Here is a 23,247-nt window from a genome sequence, read left to right as displayed (position 1 = left end):
GAAAGCTATAATTTAGTATTTAGTGCTTCTTTTGTTAAAAAACTTAAGAGTCAATTTAAAATAGATTCGATATAATTTATACTTTAACTCAATGCCAAAACCAAAAGGACAAAAAAATACCAAAAACAAAGCCAAACACGCCAAACTGCTACAACGCAAACTCAACAAACAGCGCGCAGACAAAGAAGCCACAAAAGCACGACGAAAAGCGATTGTACAAAAAGCGAATCAAATTAAAAATGATGAATTATAAATTCAGAATGTAAAAGTATTTTTGAATAACGAATAACGAATAACGAATAACGAATACTGAATTCTTTGAATCGTCACTACGAGGAGTTTACGACGTGGTAGTCCGTTTATCGTAGTATAAGTTTTGAACTTTGAAGCAGCAGATTACCACGTCACTAGCGTTCCTCGTAATGACGTACCAAACAAACAAATTGACAAAAAGACAAATAGTGAAGTGAACAAATTGACAAACAATGACGTTTATAAGTATATGAGTTTATACTTTGATGTAATCAGGGAGTTAACAACGCAACCGACAACAGAGCAAAGCGACCAACTGACAATACACAACTTTTAAATTACGTAATTCTACGCTTTTCATATAAAAAACATTTGGCTACATTTGATACACTAACCATTTCAAAAAATAAAACATGAGCAATTCAAACCAAGATGTTTTAAACAGTATCATTAAAAATATGTTACCGAAAATTAATTCGGAAATTCAAGGAACCATAAAGAGTAATCATCTAGATCCTTGGGGACAAATTGCGCATAGAGTAAACTCGCCTGGTAATATCAATTTGGGAATTTGTCATGCCAGAGTTGAGACTAATTTTAATATCATTAACATGGTAGGTTTGAGTTCTTTTCACATAGATCAGTTGCAAATTACAGCAGCACATCAAGGAGCCAATCCAAATGAGCTCGTAGGTACTGTTGCCATGACAGCTTCATTAACAAGTAATCTTTCTGCTCATATTGGTGGTGAGTTCCAAGCTAGGTGTGAATATTTGCACCGCTCAACGGGAATTAACGGTTCAGCGAATGTAACTGCGGTAAAAGCGCAATCAACAGGTTCATTTACTGCTAGTATTGATGGAGAAAAGGTGTGTTTAGAGGCTATAATGCTTAGTCCGCCAGTAATCAACTATGGAAATGTCAATGTACATGTTGGTGGATTAGGAGCTTTTAGTGAATTTACAGTGCCTTTAGAAGAAATGACTATGGCAATTTTTAAAGGACAAGTACGGGAAGCAATTTCTAGTGCTGTATCACCCATTATCAATCAAACATTAAAGACAATAGTTCCACAATGTCAGAATGTATAATTGCTTAATTTTGTATTTGTATTTTGAATGTTAAATGCTAAATTTTAAATTAGATCAAAAAACATCCAATAACTCTGTAAACTCACTCAAAAATTCGTGAAAAACACACAAGAGTAAACACAAAATAATTTGTGAATTCGTGACAAAAAACAATAGCTTTAGAAGAAGAAAGTTCTATTAAAGAACTAAAAGGAGTTATGAGTAAAATAAATCCAAACTTCTAAAAGCTCAATGCAAACAAAAAACAAAAAGTTCAGCAGTCTATAAATGTACGAGTTTAGACTATAAAACAACTGACAACTAACAACAAACCAATGGAACTCATAGATATCCTAGACGAACAAGGAAAACCTACAGGCGAAATCCTTCCAAAACGAGAAGTGCATCGATACGGACATTTTCATGCGTCTACACATTTGTGGTTGTATACCAAAACAGGAAAAGTAGTTTTGCAATTGCGTGCGGCGATCAAACCGAACTTTCCAAACTGTTGGGACGTTTCTGTGGCAGGACATATCAGTAGTGGAGAAGATGCTTTGCAAACCGCCGTCCGTGAAGCGCAAGAAGAACTTGGAATCACAGTTCAATCAGAAAAACTACTACAAATAGGACATTTCCGAATCGATTATCAACACGCAGAAGATTACCACGATCGGGAATTCATTACCATCTTTGCCTGCGAAATTCCAGACGAACCTTTGCAAGTAACACTCCAAGAAGAAGAGGTGGCAGACGTCACTTTACTTCCGCTAGCACAAATAGAAGCAGAGTTAGCAGATACGGAACTCGCTAAAAAATACGTTCCGTTTAACAAAGCCTACGCGAAAGAAGTATTTGAAAAACTAAATGATTTATTTGAGTAGTATGGAGATATTAGAATTGAGTATTGAGTATTGAGTATTTAGTATTGAGAAGTTTCTATAGTCAACCTTTTTAATTGAAGACCTCAAAGGAATTGGTTTATTTGTAAATAGAGTTAGAAACAACCTTGAATTATTGAATTTTTAAATCTTTCAATTGTGATGAGCGAAGCTAAAAAATTAGGCATTAGCTTTTGGGTATTAGGTATTAGTCAAGTTCTAAGAGTAATTGTAAATTCTAACAAAAAAAAAAATCTTATTAAGAGCGATAGCAATCTCAGAATTTTTTAATCAAACTTTTAGTTGAAGACCTCAAAGGAATTGATTTATTTATAAATAGTGTTAGAAACAACCTTGAATTATTGAATTTTTAAATCTTTCAATTTTGATGAGCAAAGCGAGTCTAATTAATGTGGCAATTTGAAAATTTGGAAATGTATCAATTAGTTTCAAACAACACTCAAATTTTTCTTAAAAACACATTTAAAATTTTAAACTCAGCATTTAGCATTTTTATATAAAATCAAATAATGCTATCAGAAACGACTTTGAATCATTAAATTTTTGAATGTTTCAATTGAGCAAAGCGAAAGCGAAAGCAAAAGCAAAAGTAGGCTGAACGGAGTCGAGTAGGCTGAGCGGAGTCGAAGCCTACGATCCACCAACTTCCAACTCATATACTTCCAAATAAAAAAACGGAACAGCCGCTAACAAATGGTCAAATATATCGCCCATAATGTATTCGTAGTTTTTCCAGACTTTATCCTGACTAAACGCATAAATTTCTAACGGAATTCCCTGCGGAGTTTGTGCTAACTGACGACTCATAATCGTCATCTCTTTATTAATTGCTGGATGCGTTTCTAGATACGATTCTACATACTTCCGAAACACACCAATATTAGTCATATTTCGTCCATTAATCAACAAAGACTTATCTACAGCGCGTTTTCCATTATATTTCTCAATATCTTCTTGACGTTGCACCAAATAATCTGAAATCAATTGTATCTTTTTCAAACTTTCAATTTCTTCATCGCTGAGGTAATGAATGCTTGTTGTTTTAATAATAATAGAACGTTTAATTCGTCTTCCGCCAGAATCGTTCATTCCACGCCAATTTTTAAAAGAATCAGAAATCAACGCGTATGTTGGAATTGTTGTGATGGTTTTATCAAAATTCTGAACTTTTACGGTAGCCAAATTAATCTCAATCACATCGCCATCGGCACCATAATTCTCCATCGTAATCCAATCGCCAATACGAACCATATCATTTACAGCTACCTGAATACTTGCTACAAAACCGAGAATTGTATCTCTGAAAATCAGTAGAATAACGGCAGATAATGCTCCCAAAGTGGTTACAAAGGCAACAATAGATTTTCCCGTAAGGATAGAAAAACTTAGAATAATACCCACAGTCCACACAAAAATCATAAAGACCTGAATATAACTATCTATAGGTTTGTCTTTAAAAGCGTTTAAAGTCTTCAGAAAATCGCGAAGTGAATTTAAAATACTACGAATTACACGTATCACTAAAATTACCAAGAAAATATCTATAGCAGTCAAAAAACCACGTTGAAAATCAGGGAAATCTACAAACAAAAAAGGCGATATTTGTTCTATAAAAAACACAGGAATCAAGTGTGCTACATTTTGCGGCAGTTTGTTCTTAATCAGAAAATCATCAAAATTATTCTTCGTTTTTGGGGCAATTCGATAGGCTAACGCAATCAAAACACGTCTAATAACATAATCAATCACAAAAGCAATAATTCCTACAGCAATACAATTCACAATCAAATTAAGATACATTGCGGTTGTAGGATCGTATTCTTTTGCAATCAAAAAATCATTTACCAAACAAAATAATTCTTGTACATCCATTAACTATAAATTTTCAGGCAAAGGTAAAGTTTCCAAGTCAAATCATCGAAAAATCTACTACTTTCCTAACATTAGATACATTTTCGTTTCACACAATTTGGAATAAAGTCAAAAAATAGCCTTATTTTTACATTACAACAAAACCGAAATAGTAATTGCGAACCCTTATACATGTACTTTTATTAATATTCCTTTCTAGCTTTTCTTTTGCACAAGAATTGCCACCTATCATTAATTATACGCCCAAAATTTACAATGCCGACAATCAAAATTGGATGATTACGCAGTCGGATGAAGCGTATATTTATGTGGCAAATAATAAAGGATTGCTTGAATATGATGGCGCACATTGGAAACTCTACAAGTCGCCAAATGAGACCATTATGCGTTCGGTAAAAGTAATTGGAAATCGTGTATATACTGGTTGTTACATGAACTTTGGCTATTGGGAACGTAGTGAAACAGGAACTTTAGTATATACATCATTAACCGATCTGTTGAAGATCGATATGAAAGAAGACGAGCAATTTTGGGAAATCATTCAGTTGGACAAATGGGTGCTTTTTCAGTCTTTAGATAGAATCTACATTTATCACACGGAACAAAATACCGTGAACATCATCAAAGCTTCACGCACCATTACCAAACTCTTTAAAATTCAAGGTGAATTGCTATTTCAAGTTCTCGAAGAAGGTTTGTATACGATTGAAGATGGAGAAAAAAAGTTGTTGAGCGACAATGCAATTCTTCGCAACAGTAGAATAGCAGGGATATTCCCAAAAGGCAATCAGAAACTTATGGTAACTAGAGACAATGGTTGGTTTTTGTTTGATAAAAACGGATTGACAGGCATACAACAACCGTATCAAAAAGAATACAGTGAAAAAAGTATATACACGAGTATTCAACTCAGTGATGGAAGTTTTGTATTAGGAACCATTGCTAATGGAATTTATCATATTTCGGCTGAAGGCGAATTACAATATCAAATTAACAAAGTAAATGGTTTGGGCGACAATACCGCGCTTTCGCTTTTTGAAGACAATGATGGCAATGTGTGGATTGGCTTGGACAACGGAATTAATTGCATCAACATAAAAGAACCTTTCAAATACTATGCAGATCAGCGCGGACGTTTAGGAACCATTTACGCTTCTGTAACGCACAACGGTTACACGTATTTAGGAACCAATCAAGGATTATTTTACAAAGCTAATCATAATGACAACTTTACTTTCATCGAAGGTACTAAAGGACAAGTATGGAGTTTACGCATTATGAATGATGAATTGTTTTGCGGACATGATTCAGGAACATTTCTCATCAAAGAAGGTACACAACAACGCATTGCTAATATTGCAGGAACTTGGGATATTAAAGAAATTCCAGGAAAAGAAAACATGTTGCTTCAAGGAAATTATGACGGATTGTACGTGTTGACAAAAGAAAACAATGTATGGCGCATGGCGTACAAATTAAAAGGATTCAACATTTCATCAAAACACTTTGAATGGGCAACACCTACAAAAATCTTGGTAAACCACGAATATAAAGGTGTATATGAACTTACGCTGGATGAAAACTACCAAGAAGTTGTTCAATATAAAAAGAACGAAACCATACAAAAAAGTGCCAATACGAGTCTTATTCAATTTGACGAAACTATCTATCAAGCGAATAAAAATGGTATTTACGGGTATGATGTTGCCACAGAAAGTTTTCAGAAAGATACCATTCTCAGTAGTATTTTTAATAAAGATGAATATACTTCTGGAAGATTGGTTGTAGATAAAGTCGGCTATTTATGGGCATTTACCAAAAATTACGTTAACTATGTTACCAAAGAAAAGTTAGACGGAAACTTCAAAATACAACGCATTGCCATTCCGCAATCTTTGCGTAAGGAAATGAAAGGATATGAAAACATTGCGCATCTTTCAGGGAAAAACTATCTTTTAGGAACTTCAGATGGATATATTATTATCAATTTGTCTGAAATACACAACAAAGAATATGAAATCAGTATCAATCATATTGCCAATCATACACTTTTAGGAGGAGTTCAGGAAATTGCTTTGACAAATGAAGGCGAATTTGACGCAAAAGAAAATTTTCTCGAATTCAAATACAGTATTCCAGCATACAATAAATACGAAGTTGCAGAATACTCCTATAAACTAGAAGGCATATATGACGAATGGAGTGAGTGGAGCACACGTGCAAAAGCAAGCTTCGAAAATTTATCTCACGGAACGTATACATTCAAAGTAAGAGCGCGCATCAACAATCAAATTACATCAAATACAGCGAGTTACACATTTACCATCAACAGACCTTGGTATCTGTCAAATTTGGCAATATTCATCTATATAATATTGACTATTTTACTCTTTACAGGACTCAACAGTTTTTACAAAAGTTATTACAAAAAACAACGAGAACGCTTACTAGAAAAGAAAACGCGTGAATTGGCTTTAAAAGAATTAGAGGCACAAAAAGAAATCATTCAGCTAAAAAACAAACAACTAAACACAGATATTGAAGCTAAAAATCGTGAATTGGCAATTGCTACCATGAACATGATAAAAAAGAATGAAACGCTAAACAGTATCAAACAAGAACTGCAAAAACAAAAAACCGATGCGCAAGGTGTAAAACCTGTAATACGATTGATAGATAAAAACATCAACAACGCCGAAGATTGGAAATTCTTTGAAGAAGCCTTTAATCATGCAGACAAAGATTTCTTTAAAAAAGTAAAAGAATTGCATCCGCAACTTACGGCAAACGATTTACGATTATGTGCATACTTGCGTTTAAATCTTTCTTCTAAAGAAATTGCTCCATTGCTAAACATCTCGGTACGAAGTGTAGAAATAAAACGCTATCGTCTGCGTAAAAAAATTAGTTTGGCAAGAGAAATCAACCTAAATGATTATTTCTTAAATCTGTAAGCTGAATTTTTCTCTAAAAAACAAGTCTCAAAAACAGAATAATACTAGATCTTCTATAAATATCTTTTTAATTTTTTTGAAGAATTGCCAAGCTAGTATAAAAAGTTTCTATGAAGGTTAATGATTATTTAACCAAGCATATAATTTGAGGTATGCATGGTTTTATAAATTTGCAAACTACTACGCAAATATAGTTGAGCAATTAGTAATTTTAAAGACTACATTTTTTATCAATTTTTTAACACTAAAAGTTAGAATATGATAAATAAGTATAAAAAAAGTACCTAAAAGCGGTACAGCATCACACAAAAACACTACAACATTACCACAACAATAACGTTATAGTGCCCAATAACTCACTACATCACTCGCTTTTTTAAATTACTTACAATCACTTCAATCCTACACCATTGTTAGGTTTTTATTGAGAAATTCATAATATTTCCTATGTTTTTTTGAGATGTATGTTTTTTGTATAGGTATTTTTTAGGGATTCGTTAACAATTTATAAATACATTGTTGCTGCTTAAAAAAAACCAATAATATGAACCGCTATTTAATCATGCTTTCTCTCATCCTTTCTTCCGTTTGGAGTTATGGACAAAATTTAGAGATAAGAGGAAAAGTATTGGAAGAAGGATCTAACATGCCACTTCCAGGAGTTAATGTACTCATTAAAAATTCCAGTCAAGGAACTGCGACAGACTTCGATGGTCTGTTTACTTTAAAAAATGTACCAACAGGAAGTAGGCTTGTATTTACATCACTTGGATACGCAACACAAGAAGTCGTAGTAACCTCAAGCAAAGAATTAACCATTACAATGTCAGAAGATTCAGAATCGTTAGAATCGGTAATCGTAATTGGTTATGGTACGCAAAAAAAGAAGGAAGTTACTGGAGCCGTAAGTATTTTGGATGCTGAATCTATTGAAAAACTCAATCCAGTACGAGTAGAACAAGCATTACAAGGACAAGTTGCAGGTGTAAATGTAACTTCTAACTCTGGTTCGCCAGGTAGCGGATCTAACATTCGAATTCGTGGTATTACAACCAATGGAGACAATGCTCCTTTAATATTAGTAGACGGAAACCGAATCACAGATTTATCAGTATTAAATCCAAACGATATCAAATCGATCAACGTACTAAAAGATGCTACGGCTGGTATATATGGTGTACAAGCTGCAAATGGTGTCATACTTATTACAACAAAATCAGGTAGAAAAAACACCGAATTAAAATTTCAATTTGATTCCTACACAGGATTTCAAACCACGAGCAAAAAAATAGACTTACTCACTGCACCAGATTTTGCACGTTATGTAAACGATGCAGCAGATGCAACTGAGTTTTTCGTATTTCCTCCAGAAGGAACAGATTGGCAAGATGAAGTATTTGAAAATGCAGCAATCAGTAGCATCAACTTTAGTGGAAATGGCGGTACTGAAAAAGCGGCTTACGGATTTGGTATTTCATATCTCAATCAAGATGGTATTGTAGGTGGAAGCAAAAACAACTTCGAACGATTAACCGCAAGAATCAACTTCCAATACGACATACTAGAAAACTTAAAACTAACGGCAAACGGTTTGCACACCATTTCAGAAAAGCAAAACCTACAAGAGGGCGGAATTGGTGCAGTACTATACAACGCAGTAAACATCAACCCAACACTAGCGGTAAGAGATGAAAATGGTGCTTTTTCACTAGCAAACGATATTTCACAAATTGAAATCATCAACCCACTAGCACAAATAGAAAATACATTCAATACAAGTAGAGTCTCAAAATTTAGTGCTGTAGTTGGATTAGATTATACCTTTTTAAAGAACTTCAAAGCAAGTTCAAAATTTCAAATAAATCATGCCAATGTGCGTGACGATGTTTTCAGACCAGAAGTATTTTATGGTAACGGAAAAGCTGCCAACTTTGGAGACATTACAGATGATAACATCACAAACTTTGTAGTTGATTTTGGAGCAGATTATGATGATTTTACTTGGGATAACTACATTTCATACAACAACACGTTCAATGACGCGCACGACCTTACAGTGCTTTTAGGAACATCACTATACAGAAACAAAGGATTTTTCTACGGTTTCACGGGAATGACGGAAACAGGAACCAATCAACCAGGTCAATCTGTTACCGATGTAGGAATGACTGCAGAACCACGCTTCAATGCAGCGGCAATAGAAAATGGAGCAGAATGGTTTGACGTGCGTTTATCGTCACTATTCTCAAGATTACAATACAGCTACAAAGAAAAATACTTGCTATCATTAGTATTGCGTAGAGATGTATCGTCTCAATTTTCTCCTGTAGATGATAACAATGTTGGGTACTTTCCATCGGGTTCTTTAGGATGGAATGTCTCTGAAGAATCATTTCTACAAGAAGTATCTTGGTTGAACAATTTAAAACTAAGAGCGAGTTATGGAATCATCGGAAACGACAGAATTCCAAGCTTTGCCTTTATAACGCGATTGAATGGTCAGGCTACCATTGATCCAGGAAACATCAATCAAATCAGTGGTTTAGTATTTGGTAGTGCGCCAGGAGAACTTGGAAATCCAAATCTAAAATGGGAAGAACAAGAAACAGCAAACCTTGGTATGGACGTACGATTATTTGATAACAAACTAAACTTTTCTGCCGATATTTATCGAAAAGAAACAAAAGACTTACTCATACGTCCGCAAGCTTCAGCAGTATTGGGAACAACAGCGCCAGGATCTGCATCTCCAATCGTAAATGCAGGAACAGTAAGAAATCAAGGTTTTGAATTTGTAATCGGATACAATGATAGTTTTTCAGATGATTTTAAATTTAATGTAAGCTTTAATCTTACAACAATTGCAAATGAAGTTGTATCTTTAAATGGTAGAATTCCACCTGTAGGTGGTGAGTTCGGAGTAGGATTAGGAATTACAGACGTAACGCGTATGGTTCCAGGATTACCATTAGGACACTACTACGGATATCAAACAGATGGTCTATACCAAACACAAGCGGAAATAGACGCACTAAATGCAACGGCTCCATCAGGTACATACAGCACGGTAGGAGACATTGTTCCTGGAGACTTAAAATTTGTTGATATCAATGGCGATGGAGAAATAACGCCAGAAGACAGAACAAATCTTGGAGATCCAATCCCAAATGTAACTATGGGACTTAATATTGGGTTTTCGTACAAAAACATAGATTTCAGTGCCAATGCCTTTGCATCGCTAGGAAACGAAATGGTAAGAGATTATGAGCGTAAAGACTTATATGCAAACAGAGGCGTTTACATGTTAGAACGCTGGCAAGGTTCTGGTACAAGCAACTTTGTACCAAGAGCAAGCTCAGGAGCTTCTATAAATACAGATATATTCTCAGATTTCTTTGTGGAAGATGCTTCGTTCTTACGATTACAAAATGTGCAAGTTGGTTACACATTTGGTGACAACTTTATCTCTAGTTTAGGAATTGACAAACTAAGAGTATACGTATCAGGAAACAACTTACTCACAATAACAGATTACTTAGGTTATGATCCTTCAGCAAATACGGGTGCACCTCTTGGAGGAGCTATCGATAAAGGCTTTTACCCAGTTGCATCATCATATTTATTAGGAATTAATTTAAACTTTTAATTGTCATGAAAAGAATAGTATTAATAGTATTAACCATTACATGCATCCAATTTATGGGATGTAGTGATGACTTTGTAGAAGTTGAGCCTGCAGGATCAAATGCAGACAACTATTTCAACTCGCAAGAAGATTATGAAAATGCATTAATTGGAGCATATGACTTGCTACAAGCAACATTTTGGAATGTGTTGGTAGGAATCATTGCTTCTGATGACTATGCGGCTGGAGGAGATCCATTTAACTATGACCAACCTACACTACAAAACATCAACTTAATGATACAAACACCTTCCGATGAAAATCAATTAAGAGATATTTGGGGTTTAATGTATGCAGGATTAAACAGAGCAAACTATGTCTTAGAATTCAAAGACAAAACCGACTTTCCAGGACGAGAACAACTCATAGCAGAAGCGTATTTTTTAAGAGCATATTTTACATTTGAATTAGTAAAGCACTTCGGAAATATTCCTCTAAAAACTGAAGATCGTGGAGGTGTTTTAAGAATAGTAAACGAACGCGTAATTGCAGAAGATGAATTTGGAATGACAAGAGTGGCAGACATCGCTACTGCATATCAAATCATTGAAGAAGACCTAAAAGAAGCAATTGCAAATTTACCAGTTACTCACGATTTGCCATACAGAGCAACCAAAGGCGCAGCACAAGCATTACTTGGTAAAGTATATCTATACCACGGAACATACGATGCATCAAAATTTTCAGATGCAGCCATCGTATTAAATCAAGTAATCTCTGGAAATCAATACAGCTTAACAACTGGTGCAGACTATTCTGTATTATTTGAAGGAGCGGGAGAAAACGGTTCTGAATCTGTATTTGAAATTCAATACACAGGTGTAGAAGGTGCAAGTTGGTCATGTATCACGTGTAGTCAAGGAACATACTTCCCAAAATTCTGCGGACCAAGATCACCATATGACAATCCAGAATTTGACGCTGGTTGGGGATTCTGCTTGCCTTCACAAGACTTATACGACTTATTTGATGACAATGATATGAGAAGAAACGTTACTTTCTATGACTTAAGAGATGCACAAGACACATACTCGCAAGGTAGAGACGACACAGGACTCTTTAACAGAAAATATATGCCAAGAAAAGGAGATAGAAACCTTTCATCAGATCCATTAAACTATCCGCAAAACTACCGCTCAATTCGCTATGCAGATGTATTACTAATGGCAGCTGAGGCTGAAGCGCAAAGCGGAGGTGCAAATGCAGAAAACTATCTAAATGCAGTAAGAGCTAGAGCGTACGGAGACAACAGTCACGATTACACTGGAAGCGAAGGCGACTTACTAGAAGCAATCTACAACGAAAGAAGAAAAGAACTAGCAGGAGAAGGACATCGTTTCTTCGATCTAGTTAGAACAAATAAAGCTGCCAATACTATTGATGGTTTTCAAGTAAATAAAAATGAAGTTTTCCCAATTCCACTTATCGAATTACAACTAGCAAATGCTATGGAACGTTGGGGACAAAACCCAGGATACTAAAAAAAATGTTAAACACTAAAAGTAAAGAAATGAAAATATTTAAAGGCGGATTGTTAATACTGTTGGTATTTGTACTTGGTATTACAGTTTCATGTGAAAAAGATGATGACCTAAACATCATTGCAGGCTTAAACTTTGTAACTGCGAAATTAAACCCTCAAGGAAATCAAGTAGGAGTATTACCTTCTACAACTCCACCAGATGGTAGAATACTTTACACAGTAGACTTTGGAAACCCAGATGCCAATGATGATGTAATGCAAACTAGCGGACCAATGGTCATATACACATACCCAGAAGAAACAGCTACGTATACAATTACGGTAACTGCTTCCTTACCAGGTAGAGACGATGTTACAATTACGAAAGATTACACTGTTGTTGTCATTCCAGATGCGCCAGAACCAAGTGACAATCCATTAGTAGGAACATGGAGACTTGCGCCAGAAGCAGGAGCGTTAGGTGTAGGTCCTGCGCAAGATGATGTATCGTGGTGGTCAAACTCAGTAGACGACGTAGCAACAAGAGCTTGTTTATTTGATGATGAATACATATTTAATGCAGATGGAAGTTTCCAAAACGTATTAGGAGCAGATACTTGGTTAGAAGCTTGGCAAGGAACAGATCCTGAAGCATGTGGAACACCAGTATTTCCACATGACGGTACGGCATCTGCAACATATGACTACAATGCCGCGGCAGGAACAATAACAATCAACGGAACAGGAGCTTTCTTAGGATTAGCAAAAGTGAATAATGATGGAGAATTAACGGCACCAGGTGATGCACCAAGTTCAATTACCTACATCGCAACTCTTGTAGATGAAAATACTTTAGAATTGGACATTGCTTTCGGTACAACAGGTTTTTGGTCATTCAAATTAGTAAAAGAAGCACCACCAACACCATCTGTATTAGAAGGTACATGGAGACTAGCACCAGAATCTGGAGCATTAGGAGTAGGACCAGCATTAAACGATGTGTCGTGGTGGTCTAGTTCATCAGCAGACGTAACCACAAGAGCTTGTTTATTTGATGATGCTTACGTATTCAATGCAGACGGAACTTTCCAAAACGTATTAGGAGCTGATACTTGGTTAGAAGCTTGGCAAGGAACAGATCCTGAAGCATGTGGTACACCAGTATTTCCACATGATGGAACAGCCGCAGCAACTTACACATACGATGCCACTGCAGGAACGTTAACACTCAACGGAACAGGAGCATTCTTAGGATTAGCCAAAGTAAACAATGATGGAGAATTAACTTCTCCAGGCGACGCACCAAGTTCAATTACATACCTAGCAGAACTATCAAGTGATGGAAACACATTAGAATTAGACATCGAATTTGGTGGAATCGGATATTGGTCATTCAAACTTGTAAAAGATGTAGTTCCTACAGGAATTCAAGGCTCATGGAAACTAGCACCAGAAGCAGGAGCATTAGGAGTTGGTCCAAATTTAGACGATGTATCATGGTGGTCTAGTTCATCTGATGATGTAAACACTAGAGACTGTCTATTTGATGATGAATACGTATTCAATGCAGATGGAACTTTCCAAAACATCTTAGGAGCTAGTACTTGGGTAGAAGCATGGCAAGGAAACGACCCAGAAGGTTGTGCAGCCCCAGTTTTTCCTCACGATGGAACTTCTGCAGCTACATACACCTATGATGAAGGAGCAGGAACAATTACTATCAATGGCACAGGAGCATTCTTAGGATTGGCCAAAGTAAACAACGATGGCGAATTAGCTTCACCAAATGATGCAGTAAGCTCAATTACATACATAGCAAATTTATCAAGTGATGGTAACACACTAGAACTAGATATAGCCTTTGGTACTACAGGATATTGGTCTTTTAAATTAGTAAGACAATAATACTAAAACAAAACCCTCAATGCGCTAATAATAAAGCGTTGAGGGTTTGTTTTTTATCAAAACATATTTCAGAAGCGCGATGCAACCAGTAATCACATTGCTCTTAAAATACTGACCAATTAAAAATTACAAAATGAAAAAACACTTCATAAAACTACTATTCTTCTTTATAGTTTCTTCGGTTTTTGCGCAAGGAAAAATCTATATAGAAAATGATAAAGAAGGATCAAAACTTATTGTAAATGAAAAACCATTTATGATTAACGGTATGAATTGGGGATACGTTCCCATAGGAACCAATTATTCATACAGCCTCTGGAAACAGTCGGATGACGTTATTAAAGCTGCTCTTGATGCAGAAATGAGCTTGCTAAAAAACATGAATGTAAATGCCATAAGACAATACACTGGAGTTCCTGCAAAATGGATTCAATACATATATGAAAATTACGGTATCTATACCATGCTTAATCACTCATTCGGTCGTTATGGACTTACCATAGATGGCGCTTGGGTGGCAGTGACTGATTATTCAGATCCAAAAACACAAGAAATATTAATGGCAGAAGTCACAAAAATGGCTGAGGAGTATAAAAATACTCCTGGATTATTAATGTACATGTTAGGAAACGAAAATAACTACGGACTATTTTGGGCAGGTGCAGAAACAGAAGATTTTCCAGATGAAGAAGATCAAAAAAAAGCAGTTGGTGAAAATAGAGGAAGACCAATGTATAAGCTAATGAATGATGCAATTGTAAAAATGAAGACAATTGATTCTTCTCATCCAATGGCAATATGTAATGGTGATTTGCTATTTGTAGAAATAATTGCAGAGGAGTGCAAAGATGTTGATATATACGCAACAAATATGTATCGTGGAAAATCGTTTGGAGATGCTTTTGAGCGTGTCAAAAAAGAATTGGGGATGCCTATCATGTTCTCAGAGTTTGGTTCAGATGCCTTTAACGCTATAACAAATTCAGAAGATCAAAAGATGCAAGCATTTTTCATGGTTGAAAATTGGAAAGAAATATATGAAAATGCTTCAGGATTAGGGAAAACAGGAAACTCAATCGGAGGATTTACCTTTCAATTTAGTGACGGATGGTGGAAATTCGGTCAAACCAAAAATCTAGATGTTCATGACACAAATGCCTCTTGGTCAAACGGAGGATACTATTTAGATCACCAGCCTGGAGAAAACAACATGAACGAAGAATGGTTTGGAATCTGTGCCAAAGGTCCAACGAATTCTAGAGGACTTTTTACAGAATATCCTAGAGCCGCATATTACGCATTAAAAGAAGTACATCAATTAAATCCTTATGAACAAGGTGTAAATGCTGAATTTGTTGAAAATTATTTCAAAAATGTAAACCTCATGGATGCTGTATTAAAAGCACGAGGAGATAAAGCAGCATTAAACGGCGGAAGTAGTCAAAAAATACGAATCAGCGAATTAAGAGCAGAATTTACAACATTCAACACAGGTGGAAGCTTAATCACAACACCAGAAACACCAGATCCAGATGCCAATGTGTATCCTAACCAATTAGGTTTCGATCATATGGAATCATATTACATTGGTGTAGAAGGAAATCCTGCGCCAGGAATGAGAGCAGAAGTAAAACTAAACGTTCTTGGAAATGTTGCAGAAAATCCAATTGACGAAATTTTCTATGAAAATGTTGGACGACCAATTACTGTAGTTGGTGTTGATGGCGGAAACGAAACAAATATCCAAGTCAACGACTTCAATAGATTGCGTGTATATCAAGCAGAATTTGAATGGAATCATAAAAAATTCGATCTAAGAGGATTCTACCGTACAGGACACTATCACTGGGCATACGAAGGCGATTTCTTCAACCTATATCCAGAAGCAAACTATGGTCCAAACTTAGACATATACAACGGAGAAATACTAGGAGTAGAATTTGATGCAAAAGGAGACTTAGAAGGTTTCAAAGCAGCTTTTGGTCCACAATTATGGTGGGGAGCCAATCCTACAATGCTTTTCAAATACTCTAGAAACATTAAAGGATGGGATGTAACAGGAATCTATCACCGAGATGTAGAAACAGACTTAGAGTTTGACGAAAGTGGTAGACGTGTACTAGATGCAAACCAAGTGCGAAGTGGTATCATTCCAGCATGGCCAACAGAAAGAGCCACGCTAGTATTAGAAAAAGAATTTGGAAAATTTGGTATCACACTCGGAGGAATTTGGGCAGGTAGCCCACTAAACGGAAGTACATTTCAAATGTATGAAGAAGTTAATGATGTTGTAGTAACAGACAAAGTTCAAGCAAGTGACAATTGGGGAGCAAAAGCCAAAATTGAGTACCAAGGAGGACGATTCAACTGGTACGCACAAGGTTCGTACATGGGATTAGTTGCCAATTCAGGAGTAGATCAAACCAGAACATTCACAGGATGGAGACTAAAAGATTCAGGAAGTGGAAACATGACAAACGTACTCTCAGGATTTACATACTTAGTGGGAGACTTACAAATTGCACCAAACTTCTTATACCAAAAACCATTAGTTGATCCGATGCCAAACGGAGTATTTGCACCAGGAAGACTAAGAAACGTAATTGACGATCCATTTGCAGTACGCGGTGGAAACAGAGAAATGTACGGATACGAAATGTTACTAACCTACGATCCAACTCCAGGTTCATGGATGTATGAATGGGATAATGACAGAGCAGAAGATGCCAAACTTGCCGTAAGTGCAGGATTTGTTTACAGACGTTTGCCTACAACGCAAGATGCGCACATTGGTTTCTTAGCAAATCGTTCATTCTTTGCATTTAGTCAATCTGCTCCAGCTGAAGACCTATGGGAAGCACACACAAGAATCGTTTCAAAACTAAGTCCAGAACTTGGTGTCATCGGTAACTTCTACTACGGAAACGGACAAGCAAATGGTGATTCGCAAAGAACAATTGATCGTTTCGGTGGAGACGTTAGAATGTTATACAAAAACTTCAAAATTACTTCGCAAGTAAAATTGAACGATTGGGGACCATTTGATTACCACCGTGATTTCAACCTAACATATCCAGTACAATTGATGCTTGATGTATCTACAACACTAGGAAAACCAGATTGGTTCATCCTTCCAAGTACACGTATCGGAATCAGAGGAACATGGCGTTCTATGGACGAAAACTCACCGCGTTACTCACCAAATCAAGCCGCAGAATTTTCGAACGAACCAATAGTAAGTCCAGTAGGATTTCCAAACGGTAGAGAATGGGAGATAAGAACATACATACACATTAACATCGGCAAATAAAAACTATGATTATGAAAAAAATAAACTTAAAATACACTATTGTTCTTCCACTTTTAGGGTTGATGTTTTTAGTGATAGTAAGTTGTGAAAGAGGCTTCTCTGATGATGTAGAATTGGCCACTTTTCCAAATACCGCTGAAATATTTACAGATACACCTGTAGGACTTACGGATGAATTTTTCATTTCCTTTGATCCTGCTGGAGGTGCAAACACAAACGGTTTCGGAACAGACAATAACGAAGCCTATGAAGGAACGACATCTATCCGAATTGATGTACCCGCACCAAACGATCCAGATGGAGGATTTATCGGCGGAATTTTTAGAGATCGTGGCGAAGGTAGAGACTTAACAGGTTACGATGCGCTAACTTTTTGGGCAAAAGGTTCTACAACGGCAACTATAGGACTATTTGGTTTTGGAACAGATTTTATAGAAGACAAGCACGCAGTAGCATTAGCAGACACTCAACTATCAACAGATTGGAAAAAATATATCATTCCAATTCCTGATCCTTCAAAACTTGTACAAGAAAAAGGAATGTTCATCTTCTCCGCAGGAACAGAAAGTACTGGTGGAGCAGGATATACTTTTTGGATAGATGAAATTCGTTTTGAAAGACTTGGAACAATTGGACAACCAAGACCAGAAATATTAGGCGGACAAGATCAAACAGCACAATCTAACGTAGATACAACTGTTCCAATCATAGGTTTAAAATACACAGCAAACCTATCTAACGGACAAGATGTAACTGTGACGGCAGCATCAGCATACTTCGATTTTGAAAGTTCCAATCCTTTTGTAGCTTCTGTAAATGAACAAGGTTTGGTAACCGTTGTAGGACCAGGAGAAATTGATCCTGTGACAGGAATGGTAGACAATACTTCGGTAATCACAGCAAGTGTCGCGGGGCAACTAGCAGAAGGTTCACTAACCATTGAAGCGGTAAACATTGATGTCATCTCTATCTTTAGTGATGTATTTGCCAATGTTGCGGTAGACAATTACAACGGATTCTACGAACCTTTTCAAACCACACTTGGTGGTGCGGTAGACGAAGGAGGAAACAATGTGATAACGTACACAAATTTCAACTTTGTAGCCATTGAATTCTACGGTAGAGACGGAAGCGATGTACCACCTGTAGACGCGACAGAAATGACACACTTACACATAGACATAAGAGTAAACGAAATAGTTGATGCATCAGATTATATCAACATATCATTGCACAACAACTTCACGCAAGCTTCTGAAGTATCAGGTACATTTCCAATCTCTGGAACTCAATTAGCAAGCAACGAATGGGTAGAATTTGACATTCCATTATCCAGTTTTGCAGGACTCACCGCAAGAGATGCCATTGGTATGATGTTATTTGTGTCAGATGGTACAATTGCTAATGTATCTCTAGACAATATCTATTTCTATGCTGAAAATTAAAAAAACAAAGAATATGAATTTTATATCTAAAATCAAGACAACATACATGCAATCATTTGCTGCACTCATCCTCTTAATTGTCATAGGCGGAATGGCAGTAAGTTGTAATCCTGATGAAACACAGGAAGTAACAACGCTGACAAACATTGTCTTACGAGACGATTTTGATGTTGATGGCGCTCCCAACTCAGCAATATGGACGTATGACATTGGAACTGGAAACAATGGTTGGGGAAACAATGAACTACAATACTATACTGACAGACCAGAAAATGTAGTTGTAGAAAACGGAATGCTAAAAATAACAGCATTGCAAGAAAGCTTTGAAGGATCTGGTTATACATCTGCAAGAATCAATACCAAAGGATTGTACGCTAAAAAATACGGACGATTTGAAGCACGTATCAAATTACCTTGGGGACAAGGTCTTTGGCCAGCTTTCTGGTTGCTAGGTAATAACATAGATACTGTTTCTTGGCCACAATGTGGAGAAATAGACATCATGGAGTATAGAGGACAATTGCCGACAATTACAACAGGATCGGTTCACGGACCTGGATACTTTGCTGGAAATGCAATCTCTAAAGAATACGAATTGATTGATGACAGATTTGACACAGGATTCCACGTTTTCGGAATAGAATGGGGACCAAACTACATCAACTATTATGTGGACGATGTGTTATACAACCAAATCACACCAGAAGATGTAACAGGTGAATGGGTTTTTGACCATGAATTTTTCATCATCATGAATCTTGCCGTTGGCGGTTCATATGTTGGTTCACCAAACGCAGACACAGTATTTCCACAAACCATGTTAGTCGATTACGTACGCGTATATCAATAACAACTATCACACTCAAAACTAAATAAATACACTCCTAAAAAATAAACAGAGGAGCAAAAGACCATTAATGATTAAAGAACCAATCCTAGATCAAGATATTTTATCAATCATGTCTCAAATAGAAACTACACATATAGATAACGAACTTTTTTACAAAATTTCCAACAGCGATCACTTACGACCATTTTTTATGAGTATCGTAAGTGATTCTAACCATTGGATGTTTATAGCAAGCAATGGCGGATTGACAGCAGGACGTAAAAATTCAGAATTTTCATTATTTCCATATTACACAGACGATAAAATAACGGAGTCTGCTGAAATTACAGGAAGTAAATCGATCTTTCAAATCACAAAAAATGATAAAAATCATCTGTGGGAACCATTCTCAGAACGATATGAAGGAAAATATCAAGTAACGCGTAATCTCTATAAAAACAATTACGGTAACAAAGTAATGTTTGAAGAAATCAATCACGATTTAGAACTTACGTTTCGTTATCAGTGGAATTCAAGTGATGAATTTGGTTTTGTAAAAAAAGCAAACATCACTAACAATTCAACAGAAAGAGTATACATTAACTTACTCGATGGACTTCAAAATATCTTGCCTTACGGCGTAGGTTCAGATTTACAAAACGCTAGTAGTAACCTAGTAGATGCGTACAAACGTTCAGAACTCGAAGGACGTACAGGTTTAGGAATCTTTGCACTAAGTGCGATTATTGTAGACAAAGCCGAACCAAGTGAAGCGCTAAAAGCCAATGTAGCTTGGTCGTTAGGATTTGACAATGCAAAATACTTACTATCATCATTACAACTAAAAGCGTTTCGCAAACAGCTTCCTATTCAACAAGAAGTAGACGTAAAAGCAGAAAAAGGAGCATATTTCATCAATGCAGCACTACACCTTGAAGCTTCAAAAAGCAAAGAATGGTATACCATTGCAAACGTAAATCAAGATCATAGTGATATTGCAGCCTTATCTTATCGTATTAAAAATGAATTAAATCTTGTCACAAGAATTCAAAACAGTATTCAGGAAGGAACAGAAAAACTCATTCAATTAAATGCTGCTTCTGATGGAATTCAGTTATCGGCAGACAAATTTCGTGATACACGTCACTTCTCCAACACGCTATTTAACATTATGCGTGGCGGAATCTTCGATAACAACTATCAAATAGAAAAGTGGGATTTTAAAAACTATCTCGCAAAAGCGAACAAAAAAGTCGCAAAAACTTCAGAAGACATTATCAAGGCATTGCCAGAACAATTTACGCTGGCAGACATACAAAAAATTGCGTACAAAAGTGACGATAAAAATTTCAGACGTCTCTGCATAGAATACATGCCACTAAAATTTAGTCGTCGTCACGGAGATCCAAGTCGTCCTTGGAACAAATTCTCCATCAACACACGAAGCGAAATCGATGGATCTAAAATATTAGATTATGAAGGAAACTGGCGCGATATCTTCCAAAATTGGGAAGCGCTGGCACATTCATATCCTGAATTCATTGAAAGCATGATTCACAAATTTCTCAACGCTACTACGTTTGATGGATACAATCCATATCGTGTCACCAAAGATGGTTTTGACTGGGAAACAATTGAGCCAGACGATCCTTGGTCGTACATTGGTTATTGGGGCGATCACCAAATCATCTATCTACAAAAATTCTTGGAAATCATAGAAAATCACAAACCTGGAAAGCTCGAAAGCTTCTTTGACAAAGACTTATTTGTATATGCAAATGTTCCTTACAGAATAAAACAATATGCAGACTTGCTCAAAAATCCAAAAGATACCATTGAATTTGACGAAGCATTAGATCATAAAATTCGCCAACAACGTGAAGAACTCGGAGCAGATGGCGCATTACTTCGCGATGAAAACAAATTCATTGTAAAAGTAAACTTCATCGAAAAAATACTGGCAACAACACTAGCAAAACTCTCAAACTTTATTCCCGAAGGTGGAATTTGGATGAACACGCAACGTCCAGAATGGAATGATGCCAACAACGCACTTGTAGGTAACGGAGTGTCAATGGTAACGCTTTACTACTTGCGCCGTTTCTTGAAATTTTTTGAAACTGTTTTTGATAAAACAAACATTGAAACAGTTGAAATTTCGAATGAATTAGCAACGTTTTTCAATAAAATCTCGAGCACGTTCAGCGAAAACAAAAACCTATTACAAGGAAAAATAAACGATCAAGACCGTAGAAAAATACTAGATGGTTTGGGCGAAGCAGGAAGCGCATACAGAGAACAAATCTATGACAATGCATTTTCAGGTAACAAAACAAACATTGCCATCAGCGACATCAAAGCATTTGTAACCACAAGTTTAGCCTATTTAGAACATTCAATAGAAGCCAATAAGCGGGAAGACAATCTATACCACGCATACAATCTAATGACGGTGGAAGACAACGGCGATGTTTCTATCTCGTACCTCAACGAAATGCTAGAAGGACAAGTTGCCGTATTAAGTTCAGGATATGTCGCATCTGCGGAAGCATTAGCAGTATTAGATGGACTCAAAGCGAGCAAACTATTCCGACCAGATCAATACAGTTACTTACTCTATCCAAACAAAGAATTAAAAGGATTCATACAACGCAATAACATTCCGCAAGAAGCTGTTGCCCAATCAAAACTATTGCAAAAACTGCTTAATGAAGGAAATCAAAGTATACTCTCAAAAGATATAAATGGAGACTATCACTTCAACGGAAACTTTAAAAATGCAGGAGATCTTTCAGAAGCATTAAACAAATTAAAAGAAACGGCATACAGCGAGTTGGTTCAATCGGAAGAAGAACACATTTTAGACACGTTTGAAAACGTATTCAATCACAAAGAATTTACAGGTCGTTCAGGAACTTTCTACGGTTATGAAGGTTTAGGATCCATCTATTGGCATATGGTTTCAAAATTGCAACTAGCAGTATTAGAATGCTGTCTCAAAGCAATTCGCGAACACCAAAGCGATGAAATCATTGGTCGATTACTAGAGCATTATTACGAAATCAACGAAGGAATTGGCGTGCACAAATCGCCTTCGCTATATGGCGCATTTCCAACCGATCCATATTCGCATACGCCCGCAGGAAAAGGCGCACAGCAACCTGGAATGACAGGACAAGTAAAAGAAGACATCTTAAGTCGCTTTGGCGAATTGGGCGTCTTTGTAGAAAATGGAAAACTATTCTTTGATCCTTGTATGTTACGTCAGGACGAATTTTTGCAAAATGATAGTACGTTCAATTACATCAACATTGCCAAACAAGCAAAAAAACTCGCTGTACAAAAAGGATCGTTGTGTTTTACCTATTGTCAAGTGCCAATTATTTATAGTGTCGCTTCTGCAGAAGCGTTAACGGTGCAATTCACGGATGGAAGTACAAAAGCGTTCAGCAACTTAAGTTTAGATGCAGCTACGAGTCAAAAAATATTCAAACGTACAGGCGAAGTAACTCAAATAAACGTACACGTTACAAAACAACACTTAAAATAATAACAAGTACA

The 23,247-nt window shown here is 36.4% G+C and carries 12 protein-coding genes; 11 read left to right on the top strand and 1 reads right to left on the bottom strand.

All coding sequences use genetic code 11. The features are described 5' to 3' along the window. Nucleotides 1-91: 91 nt before the first annotated feature. The 3 genes from KAOT1_RS23330 to KAOT1_RS06335 all read left to right on the top strand — a co-directional run bounded on the left by KAOT1_RS23330 (nt 92) and on the right by KAOT1_RS06335 (nt 2,206). Nucleotides 92-253, top strand: coding sequence for a hypothetical protein (locus tag KAOT1_RS23330; protein ID WP_007093918.1), 162 nt, complete (start codon nt 92-94; stop codon nt 251-253). 412 nt (nt 254-665) lie between these two features. Then, complete coding sequence (locus tag KAOT1_RS06340) at nt 666-1,343, top strand: hypothetical protein (RefSeq protein WP_007093917.1); 678 nt, start codon at nt 666-668, stop codon at nt 1,341-1,343. Between the two features lie 314 nt (nt 1,344-1,657). Then, nucleotides 1,658-2,206 carry an NUDIX hydrolase gene (locus tag KAOT1_RS06335; RefSeq protein WP_007093916.1) on the top strand — a complete coding sequence of 183 codons (549 nt, stop codon included), beginning with the start codon at nt 1,658-1,660 and terminating at the stop codon, nt 2,204-2,206. A 648-nt stretch (nt 2,207-2,854) separates the two neighbouring features. Here KAOT1_RS06335 and KAOT1_RS06330 read toward each other — a convergent pair. Further along, nucleotides 2,855-4,096, bottom strand: coding sequence for a mechanosensitive ion channel family protein (locus tag KAOT1_RS06330; protein ID WP_007093915.1), 1,242 nt, complete (start codon nt 4,094-4,096; stop codon nt 2,855-2,857). 155 nt (nt 4,097-4,251) lie between these two features. Between KAOT1_RS06330 and KAOT1_RS06325 the strand changes: the two genes are divergently transcribed. The 8 genes from KAOT1_RS06325 (at nt 4,252) to KAOT1_RS06290 (ending at nt 23,236) form a co-directional block, all read left to right on the top strand. Beyond that, nucleotides 4,252-7,050, top strand: a complete 2,799-nt coding sequence (locus KAOT1_RS06325; protein WP_007093914.1) for a triple tyrosine motif-containing protein — start codon at nt 4,252-4,254, stop codon at nt 7,048-7,050. 544 nt (nt 7,051-7,594) lie between these two features. Beyond that, a complete protein-coding gene (locus KAOT1_RS06320) occupies nt 7,595-10,696 on the top strand; it encodes a SusC/RagA family TonB-linked outer membrane protein (RefSeq protein ID WP_007093913.1) in 3,102 nt (1,033 codons plus the stop codon). Between the two features lie 5 nt (nt 10,697-10,701). Further along, a complete protein-coding gene (locus tag KAOT1_RS06315) occupies nt 10,702-12,216 on the top strand; it encodes a RagB/SusD family nutrient uptake outer membrane protein (RefSeq protein WP_040559361.1) in 1,515 nt (504 codons plus the stop codon). A gap of 29 nt (nt 12,217-12,245) precedes the next feature. Further along, nucleotides 12,246-14,102, top strand: coding sequence for a hypothetical protein (locus KAOT1_RS06310; protein ID WP_157560065.1), 1,857 nt, complete (start codon nt 12,246-12,248; stop codon nt 14,100-14,102). Between the two features lie 133 nt (nt 14,103-14,235). Then, nucleotides 14,236-17,412: a glycoside hydrolase family 2 TIM barrel-domain containing protein gene (locus KAOT1_RS06305; RefSeq protein ID WP_007093910.1), complete on the top strand. Its 3,177-nt coding sequence runs from the start codon at nt 14,236-14,238 to the stop codon at nt 17,410-17,412. 11 nt (nt 17,413-17,423) lie between these two features. Further along, on the top strand, nt 17,424-18,857 hold the full coding sequence (locus KAOT1_RS06300) for a hypothetical protein (RefSeq protein WP_007093909.1): 1,434 nt from the start codon (nt 17,424-17,426) through the stop codon (nt 18,855-18,857). A 46-nt stretch (nt 18,858-18,903) separates the two neighbouring features. Beyond that, nucleotides 18,904-19,707, top strand: a complete 804-nt coding sequence (locus tag KAOT1_RS06295) for a glycoside hydrolase family 16 protein (RefSeq protein ID WP_050765306.1) — start codon at nt 18,904-18,906, stop codon at nt 19,705-19,707. A gap of 67 nt (nt 19,708-19,774) precedes the next feature. Further along, nucleotides 19,775-23,236, top strand: coding sequence for a hypothetical protein (locus KAOT1_RS06290; protein WP_007093907.1), 3,462 nt, complete (start codon nt 19,775-19,777; stop codon nt 23,234-23,236). The last annotated feature ends 11 nt before the right edge of the window (nt 23,237-23,247 follow it).

It is taken from the genome of Kordia algicida OT-1, assembly GCF_000154725.1.
Classification (GTDB): domain Bacteria; phylum Bacteroidota; class Bacteroidia; order Flavobacteriales; family Flavobacteriaceae; genus Kordia; species Kordia algicida.
The sequence above is the reverse complement of the archived record's forward strand: the minus strand, read 5'-3'. Positions and strand labels throughout refer to the sequence as shown.

Bases quoted from the DNA above. Each gene is read 5' to 3' on its own strand.
- KAOT1_RS06330 (WP_007093915.1), bottom strand. From the start codon at position 4,096: ATGGATGTACAAGAATTATTTTGTTTGGTAAATGATTTTTTGATTGCA.
- KAOT1_RS06340 (WP_007093917.1), top strand. From the start codon at position 666: ATGAGCAATTCAAACCAAGATGTTTTAAACAGTATCATTAAAAATATG.
- KAOT1_RS23330 (WP_007093918.1), top strand. From the start codon at position 92: ATGCCAAAACCAAAAGGACAAAAAAATACCAAAAACAAAGCCAAACAC.
- KAOT1_RS06290 (WP_007093907.1), top strand. From the start codon at position 19,775: ATGATTAAAGAACCAATCCTAGATCAAGATATTTTATCAATCATGTCT.
- KAOT1_RS06315 (WP_040559361.1), top strand. From the start codon at position 10,702: ATGAAAAGAATAGTATTAATAGTATTAACCATTACATGCATCCAATTT.
- KAOT1_RS06295 (WP_050765306.1), top strand. From the start codon at position 18,904: ATGCAATCATTTGCTGCACTCATCCTCTTAATTGTCATAGGCGGAATG.
- KAOT1_RS06300 (WP_007093909.1), top strand. From the start codon at position 17,424: ATGAAAAAAATAAACTTAAAATACACTATTGTTCTTCCACTTTTAGGG.
- KAOT1_RS06335 (WP_007093916.1), top strand. From the start codon at position 1,658: ATGGAACTCATAGATATCCTAGACGAACAAGGAAAACCTACAGGCGAA.
- KAOT1_RS06305 (WP_007093910.1), top strand. From the start codon at position 14,236: ATGAAAAAACACTTCATAAAACTACTATTCTTCTTTATAGTTTCTTCG.
- KAOT1_RS06320 (WP_007093913.1), top strand. From the start codon at position 7,595: ATGAACCGCTATTTAATCATGCTTTCTCTCATCCTTTCTTCCGTTTGG.
- KAOT1_RS06310 (WP_157560065.1), top strand. From the start codon at position 12,246: ATGAAAATATTTAAAGGCGGATTGTTAATACTGTTGGTATTTGTACTT.